Raw genomic sequence first — 14,056 nt, 5'->3', positions numbered from 1 at the left:
CGATGCGGGTTCTTTTGTTGGTGCTCATGTTGCTGCCGGGTCTGGCATGGGCTGACGGCCATGCGCAGGTGGAGAAACAGCCGGTGCCCGCCACCCAAGCCGGGTCCACCTTGGCGGAACTGACCGAGTTGTTCGGGGAGGGTGGGTCCCAGGCTGTCACTGCAGGTGACGCCTTGGTCGGCATCGAGCCGATACCGGAAGTGGCGAAGGCGGTGAACACCTATGCCGTTGGATACTATACGAATTTGACCGAAGGGCTGGTGCATCGGCGCAAGGTGTTTGAGTGGCAATACACCTCGTCCCTGATCATCTTTTTTGTGGTGATCGGCATCGTTTTGATCGGGCTCTACTTCTCATGGATGCAGTTCCACGCGGCCAAGGACGGGCAGGTGGGGGAGACGACGATGGAGGCCTCGAAAGACGGGTTCAAGCTGTCCTCGCCGGTGTTGGGGGTGGTCATTCTGGTGCTGTCTCTGGCGTTCTTCTACCTGTACCTGGTTCACGTCTACCCGATTTCGGAAATTGGGGGCGGATAAGAGGAAAACCCCTTGTTTTGCTGGCCCATTGGGCATGTAGAAAACGTATAGACGATTATGCGGTTTGCCCCAGATGACGGGCCATGTAGTGGACGAAATCCCAGATGGTGCCCTCCATGTCATCGGGCGCCAGAGGGCCGCCGTGGTAGTGCTTGGTTTTGAGGGCCTGCTGCAGGATTTCCAGTTTCTCTTTGTCCTCGATATTGAAGTCGCGGCAAAGCTGGACGTAGTCCTTCACCGCTTGCGCCTCAGGGTCGTTTTCCAGCCCCGTTACGCCCCATCGGATTTTGACCTGATCCACGCCATGCGGGCGCAGGCACATGAACAGGGTGAAGTTGGTGGCCATGCCGACGACCAGATTGGGGTAGATGCCGAACATCGGCGAATTGATCTTCTCGTCCTCAGTCAGGTCTTCGTGGAACGGCCCGCGCGGCGGGTAGTCGGGGTTGTAATAGGCGTGGTAGCCGGTCCAAGCGGGGCCGGAGGTCATCTTCTTGCACAGCTTGGTCGGCGTGATTGGGTGCAGGGTGTCCAGATGGGTGGCCGACAGGTGGTAGCTCTCCATGAAATTCTCGAACAGGCATTTCCAATTACAGTGCCAGATGTCTTCTTCGATGAAATTCAGGAAGCGGTCCGCGGGGTGGTAGTTCTGCACGATCTTTTGCAGGCCGCCCAGTTGCGGGCCCAGCGGGTCGGCGGTGCCAGAGAGGTTCACAAACAGCCAGCCGTTCCACTGCGCGGACGGGAACTCTGGCAAGCTGCATTTGGCGGGGTCAAAGCCCGCTTGCCCCTTCATATGCGGGGCGGAAATCAGCGCGCCGTCGGTATCGTAGCGCCATGTGTGATAGGCGCAGATGAAGCGTTTGGCGTTGCCTTTACCTTCGGCCACGCGGTTGCCACGGTGGCGGCAGACGTTGGAGAGCACCCGGATCTTGCCGTCCTGCCCGTGGGCGATCAGCAGTTGTTCATCCAGCATGTCGGTGGTGAAGAAATCGCCCTTGTTGGGGACCTCGCCGATATGGCCGAGGCAAAGCCATTCGTTGCGCAGGACCTGTTCGGTTTCGAGGTCGAGGAACTCGGGCGAGGTGTAATAGGCGGCGGGCATCGCGCGCGCTTGCTCGGGCGGCAGGGTGGCAAGGTGGGCGAGTGTTTGTCGGAGGGATTGGGCGGTGTCGGTCATGTAGGGAGTATTTGAGGGGGAGGTGGTGGTTGGCAAGGGTGGTATTGATTGGTGGTTCTCTCGTGAGTCATTCTATGACTGCGCGCCTGATTGAGCATTGAAAGAAGGGGCAGACCAGATGCGGGTTCGTTTGTTGGGGGTCCTGTGTGCCTTGTTCGCAAATGTCGACATAGCTACGGCTGCGCCGTCAATTGATCGCAAGTTGTATGACGGAATTTCCAATTGCTGGAACGCCCTTGCGGAGCAGGACTTCGCGTATTTCGCCGACTATGACATGCAATTCGAGAAAGAAGAGCGGCCCAGCGAGACGGTCTTGAACGAAATATGGCTGGGGCATGTTAAGACCGATTTGGGCGAGATCGAGCTGCGAGCGTTGATACGCGACAACATCCTGATTGATTGTACGATGTTCACCTTCCCAGAGGAGGAGGGAGTGGACCTGATTGAGTTTCAGGCAGCGGTTCCAACACTGGACGCATGGTACAGTGCGAAGTTGGAGACTGAAGGCTATTTCGACACTTTTCCTAAGATGCGCCTTTTTGCCACTGTGCGATGTCAAAGAGGCCAATTTACCATGGCGTCTCATACGACAAGTTTTGGCAACTTTGACGTTGAAATTGAGCTGAAAGGGCGAACGGAACCTATTCCAGGATCGCTTCGGTTTGTTGTCCATCTCGGAAATCCGTCGAACTATGAGGTCTGTTCGGGGACTGGGGCCCTTTAAACTTAAGCGGTCAACGGTGGGTAAGCCCTTGACCGGAGGTCTCGGACCCACTCACCCTACGATCTCCGTGCCGGGGATTGCCAGACCGGGGGATGGCGGCCAACAGTAGTTCTAAAGCTTTTTATGGCGGCAAAGTCATCTTCCGTTCAAACGACGCACTAAGACCAACCAAATCGCCAGCCCGATGGGCCGGTCTGGCGATGCCCGGGCGCTACGCGCTGTTAACCGGGCTGGCGCACTGCGGAACCGGCAGCCTCTTCCGCCTAGCTACAATTCCTCTCCGCCCCACACACCACTTGCCCTTTCCCCCCACCTCCGCTATACGCGCGCCTGTCTGAGGGGCGGGAACAGTCTCAAGGCGGGCAGGGTCGGTTTTCCGGCCCTTTCTGTTTTGAATGCCCTTAGGACCAAACAGCAACCCAAAGACCAGCGGAGACAACCGCTTGGCCCACATAAACCACTGATTAGGAAACCCACGCCTCATGGCTACAAACGCATCTATGGAGGAATTCGAAGCCCTCTTGAATGAAAGCTTCGAAATGGACACACCCGACGAAGGGTCTGTCGTTAAAGGCAAAGTACTGGCGATCGAAGCTGGTCAGGCCATCATCGACATCGGCTACAAAATGGAAGGCCGTATCGATCTTAAAGAATTTGCGAACCCCGGCGAAGCGCCTGACCTGTCGGTCGGCGACGAAGTTGAAGTGTTCCTCGACCGCGTTGAAAACGCACGCGGCGAAGCCTCGATCAGCCGCGACAAAGCGCGCCGCGAGGAAGCCTGGGACCGTCTGGAGAAAGCCTACGCAGACGAAGAGCGCGTCGAAGGCGCCATCTTTGGCCGCGTCAAAGGCGGGTTCACCGTGGATCTGGGCGGCGCTGTTGCGTTCCTTCCCGGCTCCCAAGTCGATGTGCGCCCTGTGCGCGACGCAGGGCCTTTGATGGGTCTGAAGCAGCCGTTCCAAATCCTGAAAATGGACCGCCGCCGTGGCAACATCGTTGTGTCGCGTCGTGCCATTCTGGAAGAGTCGCGTGCTGAACAGCGTGCCGAAGTTATCGGCAACCTCACCGAGGGCCAAGCGGTCGACGGCGTGGTCAAAAACATCACCGAGTACGGCGCATTTGTCGATCTTGGCGGCGTGGACGGCCTGCTGCACGTCACCGACATGGCATGGCGCCGCGTGAACGATCCACGCGAAATCCTGACCATCGGCGAGACGATCAAGGTGCAGGTCATCAAGATCAACAAAGAGACGCACCGCATCTCATTGGGCATGAAGCAGCTGCAAGACGACCCATGGGGCGAAGTTGCTGCGAAATACGCTCTGGAATCGAGCCACACTGGCCGCGTGACCAACATCACCGATTACGGCGCATTTGTTGAGCTGGAGCCGGGCGTTGAAGGTCTGGTTCACGTCTCGGAAATGTCCTGGACGAAGAAGAACGTGCATCCGGGCAAAATCGTGTCGACCTCGCAAGAAGTGGAAGTCATGGTTCTGGAAATCGACAGCGCCAAGCGTCGCGTTTCCCTTGGTCTCAAGCAGACCATGCGCAACCCATGGGAAGTGTTCGCCGAGAACAACCCTGTCGGCAAAGAGATCGAAGGCGAAGTCAAAAACATCACCGAGTTTGGTCTGTTTGTTGGCCTCGAGAACGACATCGACGGCATGGTGCACCTGTCCGACATCACCTGGGAAGGCCGCGGCGAAGATGCGCTGGGCGACTTCCGCAAAGGCGACATGGTCAAGGCCGTTGTCACCGAGGTGGACGTGGAGAAAGAGCGTATCTCGCTTTCCATCAAAGCGCTGGATGGTGATCCGTTTGAGGGTGCGACCGATGGCGTCAAGCGCGGCTCGATCATCACAGTTGAGGTCACTTCGATCGAAGACGGCGGCATCGAGGTCGAGTATGAGGGCATGAAATCCTTCATCCGTCGCTCCGACCTGTCGCGTGACCGTGCCGAGCAGCGCCCCGAGCGTTTCGGCGTCGGCGACAAGATCGACGTGCGCGTCACCAACGTGGATGCCAAGACCCGCAAGCTGGGTCTGTCGATCAAAGCGCGCGAGATTGCTGAAGAGAAAGAGGCTGTTGAGCAGTATGGCTCCTCTGACTCCGGCGCATCGCTGGGCGACATCCTGGGCGCGGCTTTGAAAACCGACGACTAAGGTCTGACGTTTGTAGAATTGAGGAAGGCCCTGCCGGCAGCGGCGGGGCCTTTTTCGTTGGCAGAGTGCGTTTCGGGTGGCTAGCATCAGGCATGGCACGCGATTATTCACTCTCCGGTGATGCCGGGGCCGCCGCTGTTGCAAGCGGCCTGGCCAGCCCAAACTGGTATCGTCCAGACATTCCACCCGCCGAAATCCGCGCCCTAATGACAAAATCGGACGCGATTGCGTTGCGGGATACAGGCCTTTGGATCGGCGCACTTTTGGGCTTTGCTGCCGCCGCTGTTGCCTTGTGGCCTTCGTGGTGGTCCGCGCCGTTCTGGCTTGGCTACGGCGTCTTGTATGGCTCTGCGGCGGATTCGCGATGGCACGAATGCGGGCACAAGACGGCGTTCCGCACGGCGTGGATGAACAGTGTTGTCTACCATATTGCCAGCTTCATGATGATGAGAAACCCGGTCATCTGGCGGGCGAGCCATGTGAGGCATCACACCGACACGATCATTGTGGGAAGGGATCCTGAAATTGTAGCAATGCGCCCGCCGGATCTTGGTCGTATCGCGCTTAACATGATCGGGCTCATTGATGTCCCGGTTTTGCTTGGTCGCATGGTGATGCATTCAGTGGGGCGTATTCAACCGGATGAGGCCATGTATCTGCGTGATGCCGACCGGTCCGCCGCCATGTGGGCGGCGCGGGTACATTTGGCGATCTACATTTGCGTGGCGGTTGCTGCGGTGGTCACCTGGTCGATCCTGCCGCTGATGCTGATCGGTTTGCCGCGCTTCTATGGGGCTTGGCACCATGTGATGACAGGCGTCTTGCAGCATCTGGGGCTTGCCGAAAATGTCACCGACCACCGGCTGAACACCAGAACCGTGCTCATGAACCCGGTCAGCAGGTTTATCTATCTCAACATGAACTACCACCTGGAACATCATGTGTTCACGATGGTGCCGTATTACCGGCTGCCACAGTTGCATGAACTGGTGAAGCACGACTTTCCTGCGCCGGACCAATCTATCGCGGCGGCGTTTCGGCGATTGATGCCGGTGCTGTGGCGCCAACTCAGATATGAGGATGCGGTCATCCTTCCTGACCTCCCCGCGGGGGCCACGCCGTATCGCGACGAGGTTGAGAGGTTGAGACCCTTTGCTGCCTAGCGTGCTCCGTTATGCACCAATCCCTGTCCGAATCGGTTCAGACAGCGGTCATCTGAGCGTCATAGATTGTTTGCAGTCGGCTTCAATCCGCTGCGAAACTGACAAAATACAGCTGCGAAACTGCAGATTCAGCAAGCGATAGGGGGAGTTACTGCCACCTAATCCCTTTCCACATCACGTTTATTCGGCCTATAGTCTGTCTTTAAGTGGGGCCAACCCCAAGCTGCATTCATCCTGGGGAGGATATTTAATGATACGTTCCGAGCTGATCCAAAAGATCGCTGACGAAAACCCGCATCTGTACCAGCGTGACGTCGAACGCATCGTGAATACCGTCTTTGAAGAAGTGATCGATGCTGTCGCTGACGGTAACAGAGTAGAGCTGCGCGGATTTGGCGCGTTTTCTGTGAAGAAAAGAGAGCCCCGGATTGGCCGCAACCCTCGCACCGGAGAGGCGGTTCATGTAGAAGAGAAGCACGTCCCCTTCTTCAAAACCGGCAAGCTGCTGCGTGACCGGTTGAACGGCAAAGAAAGCTAAACAACCATGCGGTACCTGCGTTACGCCTTTTTAGCGGCTGTCGGATTCTGCCTTCTGATTGTGGCCCTGGCCAACCGCGGGACCGTTTCCATCCAGCTTTTGCCTGACGAGATGGCCGCCTATCTGGGCCAGCCCTTCAGCTTCGAATTGCCGCTGTTCATCATCATATTCGGCGGCATCGTCGTGGGCCTTCTGATCGGTTTCGTCTGGGAATGGTTCCGCGAGCACAAGCACCGGGCCGACGCCCGCGCGCAACGGCGCGAGAAGGAAATGCTGCAGCGGCAGGTCAAGGGCATGAAGGCCGAGAAGGCCAAAGGCCAAGACGAGGTTCTGGCGCTGCTTGAGTAAGCAGGGTAGGGCTACACCCATGTCCGACATCCGAGTGAAAATCTGCGGTCTTGGGACCGCCGCTGACGTCGCCGCCTGCGTTGACGCGGGGGCGGCCTATGTTGGGTTCGTGTTTTTCCCGAAGTCGCCACGCCACCTGACATTGGGGGCCGCCAAGGCAATGGCCATGGAGGTGCCCCCGGGCGTCGCAAAGGTCGCCCTGACAGTAAATGCGACGGACGCCGACCTGGACGAGCTGGTCGCGGCGGTGCCATTGGACATGCTTCAGCTGCATGGGACCGAAAGCCCGGACCGCGTGGCCGATGTGCGCGCCCGCTTCGGCCTGCCGGTGATGAAGGCCGTGGGCGTGGCGGATGAGGGTGACCTGTCCGCGTTGAACGACCACGCGCTTGCCGCCGACCAGCTGCTGATCGACGCCAAGCCGCCGAAAGACGCCGACCTGCCGGGCGGCAATGGGCTGACTTTTGACTGGCGTCTGATCGCCGGGCGCCGCTGGCCCGTGCCTTGGATGCTGGCGGGCGGGCTGACGCCCGAAAACGTTGCCGAAGCGGTGCGTCTAACGGGCGCACAGCAGGTGGACGTGTCCTCTGGCGTTGAAAGCGCGCCGGGCGTAAAAGATGCACAACTGATCCACGACTTCGCGCGCGCCGCGATGGGAGAGAACCGATGAACGATCTATTTAACAGCTTCATGACCGGCCCCGACGAGAATGGCCGCTTTGGCGATTTTGGCGGGCGCTTTGTGTCTGAGACCCTGATGCCGCTGATCCTCGAGCTGGAGGAACAGTACGAGCACGCAAAGACCGACAAGACGTTCTGGGACGAGATGGATTTCCTGTGGAAGCATTACGTCGGCCGCCCTTCGCCGCTTTATCATGCCGAGCGGCTGACCGAGCATCTGGGCGGTGCTAAGATTTACATGAAACGCGACGAGCTGAACCACACCGGTGCGCACAAGATCAACAACGTGCTTGGCCAGATCATTCTGGCACGCCGCATGGGCAAGACCCGCATCATCGCGGAAACCGGCGCGGGGCAGCATGGGGTGGCCACGGCCACCGTCTGTGCAAAATTTGGCTTGAAATGTGTGGTCTATATGGGCGCGCATGACGTTGAACGTCAGGCCCCCAACGTGTTCCGCATGCGCCTGTTGGGCGCGGAGGTGGTGCCGGTGACCTCGGGCCGTGGCACGCTGAAGGACGCTATGAACGACGCGCTGCGCGACTGGGTGACCAATGTGCGCGACACGTTTTACTGCATCGGCACGGTTGCTGGTCCCCACCCATATCCGGCCATGGTGCGCGACTTTCAGGCGATCATCGGCAAGGAGGCCAAGGAACAGATGCAGGGGGCCGAAGGCCGCCTGCCTGACACGATCATCGCGGCCATTGGCGGCGGCTCCAACGCGATGGGGCTGTTTTTCCCATTCCTTGACGACAAGGACGTTAACATCATCGGCGTGGAGGCTGGCGGCAAGGGCGTGAACGCGAAGATGGAACATTGCGCGTCTTTGACGGGCGGGCGCCCGGGGGTATTGCATGGCAACCGCACGTATCTGCTGCAAGATGATGACGGGCAAATCCTTGAAGGGTTCTCGATCTCGGCCGGTCTGGATTACCCCGGCATTGGGCCAGAGCATTCCTGGCTGCATGAGATTGGCCGCGCGCAATACGTCTCGATCACCGACGTGGAAGCGCTGGAAGCGTTCCAGCTGTGCTGCGAGCAAGAAGGGATCATCCCCGCGTTGGAGCCGTCCCACGCGCTCGCCCATGTCATGAAGATCGCGCCAACCCTGCCACCAGATCACATCATCTGCATGAATATGTGCGGGCGGGGTGACAAAGACATCTTCACCGTGGCCAAGGCGCTGGGATTTGAGATGGGTGAATTCGCGTAATGCAAATCGGCTCATAGAGTCCAAATGAACACGCAGGCCCGCCAAAATTGGCGGGCCTTTCGTCTTTTGCGTACCGCCTTCGGCAAATATCTGCCAAAACTGCACAAAGCCCTGCGACCAACGCGGGTGGGACAGTGAACCCGAGGCGGTGCAGATGTTTGGTAACGAGAACCCCATATTCGAATTCCGCGGCCCATGGGGCGTCCCGATCCAATTTGGCGGCAGCATCTTGCTGATCTTGCTGATTTTTGTGCCGTTGGGCGGCTCCACCCAGGGTATGATGTACGGTGCGTTGTTGGCCCTGATGCTGATCGGCTCGATCCTGCTGCACGAGTTGGGCCACGCTTGGGGATCGCTGATCCAGGGCGTGCGGGTGCGCCGGATCATGATCTACGGCGGGGGCGGGTTTTGTGAGCGCTCGGTCTCGGCCACGCGGCAACAGGATGAACTGATTGTCGCGATGGGGCCGATTGTGAACCTGGTGATCTGGGCCCTGGCGTCATTGGCCGCGCCCAATGTGGACGGAATGGCGGCCTGGGCTTTGTATTGGCTGGCCGACCTGAACCTGTTTCTGGCGATTTTCAACCTGATGCCGTTGATGCCGCTGGATGGCGGCAAGCTGTTCCAGCTGTTTTTGATGCGGCTCTTGCCGTCGGTGACCGCCACGCGTGTGTGCGGGTGGATCGGCGTTGCCGCCTGCGTGTTGTGGATCCCGGGGATGATTTTGGTCTATTACACCTACGGCTTCGTGCTGTTTTTCATCCCGTCGATCAAGCTGCATTGGCAGATGGCGAACGCTTCGCGGTGATTGGGCCTGCGGCACAGGATGCTTTGCGTTCTTTGGGGGTTTCACCCCCAGCCACGCGGGCAGACCCCCAGGATATTTCTGAACATGGAAAGGGGGCTAGCCCTCGTCCAGGGCGTATTGCGCGAGGATGTCCAGCGACACGATGTCGAGCGCGCGTTGGTGGGTGGCGCGCAGGTTGACCTTGGGGGCCGCGCCCTCGTCATGGGCCTGCAGGAACCGCGCGGCGCAGAGGCACCATTGATCGCCAGGCTTCAGCCCGGGGAAGCCGAATTCCGGGCGCGGGGTGGACAGGTCATTGCCGAGATACTTGGACAGGGCCAGGAATTCCGCGGTCATCACGGCACAGACCGTGTGGCTGCCCTGATCCATCGGGCCGGTGTCGCAGCAGCCGTTGCGGAAGAAGCCGGTGACCGGGTTTTGCGAACAGCTGGCCAGCTCTTCGCCGAGCACATTGAGGGACGGGTCCATGTTCATTGGCTGAGCTCCTGCGTGATGGCGCGAAACATCGCTATGTTGCCGTCAGATACACCGGCTTCGCGGAACTTTCGGTCCGCGCTGTTTACGGCGATCACGATACCGGCCTCCCGGTTAATATAGACATACTGCCCGTAAATGCCCTGTGCCTGAAACTCGCCCTCGACTGAGCCTGTGGGGATCCACCATTGGTAGCCGTAGCCGATCTTGCCGGGCGCTGTCTTGGCAGAGGGGGCGGTGCTTTGGCGCACCCAGTCGGCGGGGACGATCTGTGTGCCGCCCAAGGCGCCGTCTTGCAGAAACATCAGCCCCATCCGGGCATAATCGCGCGTGGTCAGGTTCAACCCGCCCAGCACGAAGGCGACCCCGACCCCGTCGGTCAGGTAATAGGGGGACGCTTCCAGCCCCATGGGTTGGATCAATTTCTCCTCCATCAGCTCTACCACGCTGCGCCCTGTGGCGGCGCGCAGCACCATGCCCAGCACATGGGTGTCGATGGAGGTGTATTCCATCGCCTCCCCCGCCGGGCGGTCCTTGTCTTTAATTGCGGCCGCGAAATCGTCCATTGTGCCGCCCAGCGCCAGCACCCGGCCCATGCGGTTGATGTCGCTGTCATAGTCCAGGTAATCCTCGTCAAAGGTGACGCCGGACGACATTTGCAGCACGTTTTTGATGGTCGCGTCGGCGTAGCCGGTGTCTTTGAGTTGCGGCACGTAGTTGGTGACCAGTGCGTCCATATCGGGGATCTTGCCTTCGGCCTCAGCTATTCCAAACAGCGCGGAAAGGAAGCTTTTGGCCACCGACCAGCTGATGCGGCGGTCCTCGGGCTTGGTGCCCAAATAGTAATTCTCGGACACGATTTGCCCGTCTTTGAGTACCACTAGGGCAGTGACGTTGCGTTCCTCAATCCATTGGGCTGTCTCGGCGGGGAGGGTGGCCGGCTCGCCCTTGGGCAGCGGCGTGACAGGCGCATCGCCGCGGTCCATCTCGGCCCAGAGGAAGGCGGAGTTCATATTGGAGAAGTTGTTCACGATCTTCTCTTCGGTGAAGAGCGAGTTCACCGCCATTAACCGCATTATCTGTTCGCGCTTCCAGATGCCCGCAACGATGGCAATCGCTGCCAAGACCAGCACGACGCGCAGCGCCCATTTCAGAAACGATCTCATTTGAACTTATCCAACAGCTTTTGCATCGGAGAACGCGTGTCCTCTGGTGGGGTCTCCACAGGTTTGACGCTTGGCTTCGACTTTTCCTTGGTCGTTGACGAACGCGGCGGCGCCACGCGCAGGGACACTGCGTTCAGGAAACGCCCGGTGTCGCCGTCTGCCAGATGGGGCGCCCCGTCGCTGACCCCGCGCAGCACGTCGTCCAGCCAGTCTTGGTCCGCCTTGGCGAAGTCGCGCAGCACGTATCCGGGCACCTTGTCTTTGTGGCCGGGGTGGCCGACGCCCATGCGCACCCGGTCGTAATGCGGGCCGATATGCTGGTGGATGGAGCGCAACCCGTTATGGCCCGCATGCCCGCCGCCAGCCTTGCAGCGCAGTTTGGCGGGGGCGAGGTCGATCTCGTCATGGAAGACGATAATGTCGGTGCTGTCGAGTTTGTAAAACCGCATCGCCTCCCCCACGGATCGGCCGGACAGGTTCATGAAGGTGGTGGGTTTCAACAGCACGACCTTTTCTGAACCCAAACGGCCCTCGCTGATCTGGCCCTGAAACTTGGATTTCCACGGGGTGAAGCCGTGGTCATCCGCGATACGGTCCAGCGCCATGAAGCCGATATTGTGCCGGTTGCCCGCGTATTTCGCGCCGGGGTTGCCCAAGCCTGCAAAGAGTTTCATCGCCCAATCGCCCGTGTTGTGATCGCCCAGCGGCGCGCCTATGATTTTGCGCATCTTATCAGGGATAAAGCCAGTGGCACAATTCGAACTGAGCGGCGTAACGTTGGAGGTGCCGGAGGCATTTCTGACCAAACGCATCCGTATGAAGCTTAAGAATGGCGGCTACGAGGGGCACGAGTCCCGCGCGGCCCAGCTGGTGGTGGATTACGGGGACAGGGTGCTGGATCTGGGGTCTGGCGTGGGATACGTCGCCACGCTTTGCGCAATGCTGGCCGGCGCGGAAAATGTGGTGACGGTGGAGGCCAACCCGGACCTTTTGCCGGTGATCCGTGGGAACTTGGAGCTCAATGACTGCGAGGAGGCCACGGTGTTGCATGGCGCCGCCGTGGGCGCGCCGGTTACGGGGGGCACCTTGGCCTTGAAGCAGGCGCGGGCGTTTTGGGCCTCTTCGGTCAGCGACGCCGGCGGGGCGGAGACAATCGACGTGCCCGCCTTGGTGCTGCGCGATTTGATTGCGGAACACAAACCGACCGTGGTGATGATGGATGTCGAAGGGGCGGAGGCCACGATGTTTGACGCGCCCTGGCCAGACCACGTGCGGGTCTTGGTGATGGAGCTGCACCCCAAGCGCTACCCTGACACGGTGATCAAACGCATCTTCGACTGTATGTCGGCCTCTGGGCTTATTTATGCGCCCGCGTTGTCACGGGGGCAGATGATTGGGTTCTGCCGGGAAGGTGTAGCGTTGGATGCAGAAGGGTGATCCTCAAGTCGAGCGTGCCGTTTTTTCAACGCACCGACCCGCCCGGAATTACGCCGTAGGCGCCGGGCGAGCGCAAGACCGTCTCGGCGGGCTGGCGCTTTTGATGCAAATGCGCGCCGCATATTCCGAAGATGTATTTGGCTGCCATAAAGTACTGTCGAATGGGCGTTGCAGCGCCACTCCACGGACAGACGCGGGCCCGGCTAAGGTGGTTTTCTATGCGGACAAAGCTGCAGTTTGCCGCCGCGCAGAGTTCAGAGGGTAGAGCGTCAACAGCGCATGGCAAAGCGGACATTGCTCATTAAGCACAAGTAATGGGTCGGGCCTCAGATCAGAAAGCCGGGCAATCCGGTGGCTTGATTTTTTTAGGTCGGATATTTTTCCGGTCAAGTCGGGCGCGTCGCCCTTTGTATAGTTGCTCCGCTGTTCCGCGTTTTGTCAGACACGGGCGGGCAATTGGCCCATTGAGAGCGCCATCTTCCCTGAGAGAGTCTCCAAGAACTGTTGTCAGCGCGTCGCGAGTACCATCTTCAATCATGCTGAGACTGTACTCGGTCAGGAGCATAGACTCGGACCAACTGCCATTCACTTGAACTATCTCGTGGTTTAGGCAAACCACATGAACCCACCTGATGTTTCGTTTTCCGGACATATGCCGAATTCCCGGGCAAGCAATCAGTGCCTTTGCAGGAACGAAGCACTCATTCTCGAAAGCGTCTTCGAACTGCCCCGAGCCGCCGACCAAGATGCGGTGTTGCGGGGATACAATTAGGTCCTTTTGTGGCCTGTTCTTACCAAGCGATCCTGCGCCGATCAGAACAGGTCGCTCATCTTCTTCTGACTTTTCAAGTGTCTGGTCGCCGATGTACAGCCAGGTGATTGAAACTGGGCCGTGGTCCAACGTGGATACCTGATCACCAACGTCCAATGTCTCAATGCGTCTTGGGCCGTTCGGAGTATCAATGACGGATCCGAATGCGAAGCAGGCATATTGGAAGTCATCTGCGGACCGATCTGTTGTATAAAACGCATTGGGAGATGAAGGCCCACCGCCATTGTCCCAATACCAGGCTTCAAGATCAAAGTTCGGCGACCATACGACTTGATAGAGCTCACCAGTGTTCGAATTGATGCCTTCAAAAACAATCGCGCCTTCACCAGGCCCAAGGTAGTCCGACCTCAATACGACTGCGTCTTCCATGGCACCGCCACCATGTCCCTGCCAGGCAAGGTCGTAGGTTTCTCCAACTTCGAAGAGTCGGGGATCTGCATCCCCCTCATTGGATGTGATTGATAGGTTGCTCGTCGAGTTCGGTGGGTGGTCAAAGTAACTCCAATTGGGGTCCGCGTTCACATTGTCGCCACTGGCAGCAGCAAATTCTTCATCCGGCGGTGTGAAAGTGAACGTTGACATCTGATGCTCGACGAGAGGGAAGATGTCGTTGTTGTGACCCCAAAAAAGTTCAATTTACGTTTATCTGCGTGGTGTAGTTAAAACTCTAGCTAGAATTCCCAACGACCTTTGTCTGTAGCTACACGCAACGAATTGCTGCGTGTCCTTTGAGGCAAGCGGCGGTCACGGGACCGACAATGCAAAGCAGCCGGTTGGTTACGCTTCGTGGTC

15 protein-coding genes are annotated in these 14,056 nt (G+C 58.9%); 10 read left to right on the top strand and 5 right to left on the bottom strand.

What is annotated here, in order from left to right:
- Positions 1 to 2 precede the first annotated feature (2 nt).
- Positions 3 to 536, top strand: a complete 534-nt coding sequence (locus Q0899_RS11060) for a hypothetical protein (RefSeq protein ID WP_299192816.1) — start codon at positions 3 to 5, stop codon at positions 534 to 536.
- Positions 537 to 591: 55 nt separating this feature from the next.
- On the opposite strand, the gene Q0899_RS11055 is transcribed toward Q0899_RS11060, so the two are convergent.
- Positions 592 to 1,716 (bottom strand): aromatic ring-hydroxylating dioxygenase subunit alpha, encoded by a 1,125-nt coding sequence (locus tag Q0899_RS11055; protein ID WP_299192814.1) that lies wholly within the window; start codon positions 1,714 to 1,716, stop codon positions 592 to 594.
- A gap of 118 nt (positions 1,717 to 1,834) precedes the next feature.
- On the opposite strand from Q0899_RS11055, the gene Q0899_RS11050 reads away from it, so the two are divergent.
- From Q0899_RS11050 to Q0899_RS11015, 8 genes are all read left to right on the top strand, one after another.
- Positions 1,835 to 2,440 (top strand): hypothetical protein, encoded by a 606-nt coding sequence (locus Q0899_RS11050; RefSeq protein ID WP_298293733.1) that lies wholly within the window; start codon positions 1,835 to 1,837, stop codon positions 2,438 to 2,440.
- A gap of 482 nt (positions 2,441 to 2,922) precedes the next feature.
- Complete coding sequence (gene rpsA, locus Q0899_RS11045; protein WP_298293731.1) at positions 2,923 to 4,602, top strand: 30S ribosomal protein S1; 1,680 nt, start codon at positions 2,923 to 2,925, stop codon at positions 4,600 to 4,602.
- Between the two features lie 92 nt (positions 4,603 to 4,694).
- On the top strand, positions 4,695 to 5,765 hold the full coding sequence (locus Q0899_RS11040) for a fatty acid desaturase (RefSeq protein WP_299192811.1): 1,071 nt from the start codon (positions 4,695 to 4,697) through the stop codon (positions 5,763 to 5,765).
- A gap of 250 nt (positions 5,766 to 6,015) precedes the next feature.
- Positions 6,016 to 6,303 carry an integration host factor subunit beta gene (gene ihfB / locus Q0899_RS11035; protein WP_298293727.1) on the top strand — a complete coding sequence of 96 codons (288 nt, stop codon included), beginning with the start codon at positions 6,016 to 6,018 and terminating at the stop codon, positions 6,301 to 6,303.
- Between the two features lie 6 nt (positions 6,304 to 6,309).
- Positions 6,310 to 6,651 carry a LapA family protein gene (locus Q0899_RS11030; protein ID WP_298293725.1) on the top strand — a complete coding sequence of 114 codons (342 nt, stop codon included), beginning with the start codon at positions 6,310 to 6,312 and terminating at the stop codon, positions 6,649 to 6,651.
- A 19-nt stretch (positions 6,652 to 6,670) separates the two neighbouring features.
- Positions 6,671 to 7,321, top strand: a complete 651-nt coding sequence (locus tag Q0899_RS11025) for a phosphoribosylanthranilate isomerase (RefSeq protein ID WP_299192808.1) — start codon at positions 6,671 to 6,673, stop codon at positions 7,319 to 7,321.
- Positions 7,318 to 8,547 (top strand): tryptophan synthase subunit beta, encoded by a 1,230-nt coding sequence (gene trpB / locus Q0899_RS11020; RefSeq protein ID WP_299192806.1) that lies wholly within the window; start codon positions 7,318 to 7,320, stop codon positions 8,545 to 8,547. Before Q0899_RS11025 ends, trpB begins: the two co-directional genes overlap by 4 nt.
- A 154-nt stretch (positions 8,548 to 8,701) precedes the next feature.
- Positions 8,702 to 9,355, top strand: a complete 654-nt coding sequence (locus Q0899_RS11015; RefSeq protein ID WP_298293716.1) for a site-2 protease family protein — start codon at positions 8,702 to 8,704, stop codon at positions 9,353 to 9,355.
- A gap of 96 nt (positions 9,356 to 9,451) precedes the next feature.
- On the opposite strand, the gene Q0899_RS11010 is transcribed toward Q0899_RS11015, so the two are convergent.
- Genes Q0899_RS11010 through pth form a run of 3 tightly spaced genes read right to left on the bottom strand, consistent with a single transcriptional unit; the run spans position 9,452 to position 11,669 of the window.
- Entirely contained in the window at positions 9,452 to 9,829 is a 378-nt protein-coding gene (locus Q0899_RS11010) for a DUF2237 domain-containing protein (RefSeq protein ID WP_298293714.1), read from the bottom strand.
- Positions 9,826 to 10,995, bottom strand: a complete 1,170-nt coding sequence (locus tag Q0899_RS11005; protein WP_299192803.1) for a serine hydrolase — start codon at positions 10,993 to 10,995, stop codon at positions 9,826 to 9,828. The genes Q0899_RS11010 and Q0899_RS11005 overlap by 4 nt, the downstream gene beginning before the upstream one ends.
- Positions 10,992 to 11,669, bottom strand: coding sequence for an aminoacyl-tRNA hydrolase (gene pth / locus Q0899_RS11000; RefSeq protein ID WP_299195351.1), 678 nt, complete (start codon positions 11,667 to 11,669; stop codon positions 10,992 to 10,994). Before pth ends, Q0899_RS11005 begins: the two co-directional genes overlap by 4 nt.
- A 73-nt stretch (positions 11,670 to 11,742) precedes the next feature.
- Between pth and Q0899_RS10995 the strand changes: the two genes are divergently transcribed.
- On the top strand, positions 11,743 to 12,432 hold the full coding sequence (locus Q0899_RS10995; protein ID WP_298293710.1) for an FkbM family methyltransferase: 690 nt from the start codon (positions 11,743 to 11,745) through the stop codon (positions 12,430 to 12,432).
- A 331-nt stretch (positions 12,433 to 12,763) separates the two neighbouring features.
- Here the strand turns inward: Q0899_RS10995 and Q0899_RS10990 are convergent, their stop codons facing one another.
- Positions 12,764 to 13,846 carry a Hint domain-containing protein gene (locus tag Q0899_RS10990; protein ID WP_299192801.1) on the bottom strand — a complete coding sequence of 361 codons (1,083 nt, stop codon included), beginning with the start codon at positions 13,844 to 13,846 and terminating at the stop codon, positions 12,764 to 12,766.
- Positions 13,847 to 14,056: the final 210 nt, after the last annotated feature.

The sequence above is a fragment of the uncultured Litoreibacter sp. genome, assembly GCF_947501785.1.
GTDB lineage: Bacteria > Pseudomonadota > Alphaproteobacteria > Rhodobacterales > Rhodobacteraceae > Litoreibacter.
This window is presented reverse-complemented; position numbering and strand designations above follow the sequence as displayed.

Bases quoted from the DNA above. Each gene is read 5' to 3' on its own strand.
- rpsA (WP_298293731.1), top strand. From the start codon at position 2,923: ATGGCTACAAACGCATCTATGGAGGAATTCGAAGCCCTCTTGAATGAA.
- Q0899_RS11055 (WP_299192814.1), bottom strand. From the start codon at position 1,716: ATGACCGACACCGCCCAATCCCTCCGACAAACACTCGCCCACCTTGCC.
- Q0899_RS11050 (WP_298293733.1), top strand. From the start codon at position 1,835: ATGCGGGTTCGTTTGTTGGGGGTCCTGTGTGCCTTGTTCGCAAATGTC.
- ihfB (WP_298293727.1), top strand. From the start codon at position 6,016: ATGATACGTTCCGAGCTGATCCAAAAGATCGCTGACGAAAACCCGCAT.
- Q0899_RS10990 (WP_299192801.1), bottom strand. From the start codon at position 13,846: ATGTCAACGTTCACTTTCACACCGCCGGATGAAGAATTTGCTGCTGCC.
- Q0899_RS11060 (WP_299192816.1), top strand. From the start codon at position 3: ATGCGGGTTCTTTTGTTGGTGCTCATGTTGCTGCCGGGTCTGGCATGG.
- Q0899_RS11010 (WP_298293714.1), bottom strand. From the start codon at position 9,829: ATGAACATGGACCCGTCCCTCAATGTGCTCGGCGAAGAGCTGGCCAGC.
- Q0899_RS11025 (WP_299192808.1), top strand. From the start codon at position 6,671: ATGTCCGACATCCGAGTGAAAATCTGCGGTCTTGGGACCGCCGCTGAC.
- Q0899_RS11015 (WP_298293716.1), top strand. From the start codon at position 8,702: ATGTTTGGTAACGAGAACCCCATATTCGAATTCCGCGGCCCATGGGGC.
- Q0899_RS11040 (WP_299192811.1), top strand. From the start codon at position 4,695: ATGGCACGCGATTATTCACTCTCCGGTGATGCCGGGGCCGCCGCTGTT.
- trpB (WP_299192806.1), top strand. From the start codon at position 7,318: ATGAACGATCTATTTAACAGCTTCATGACCGGCCCCGACGAGAATGGC.
- pth (WP_299195351.1), bottom strand. From the start codon at position 11,669: ATGAAACTCTTTGCAGGCTTGGGCAACCCCGGCGCGAAATACGCGGGC.
- Q0899_RS11005 (WP_299192803.1), bottom strand. From the start codon at position 10,995: ATGAGATCGTTTCTGAAATGGGCGCTGCGCGTCGTGCTGGTCTTGGCA.
- Q0899_RS11030 (WP_298293725.1), top strand. From the start codon at position 6,310: ATGCGGTACCTGCGTTACGCCTTTTTAGCGGCTGTCGGATTCTGCCTT.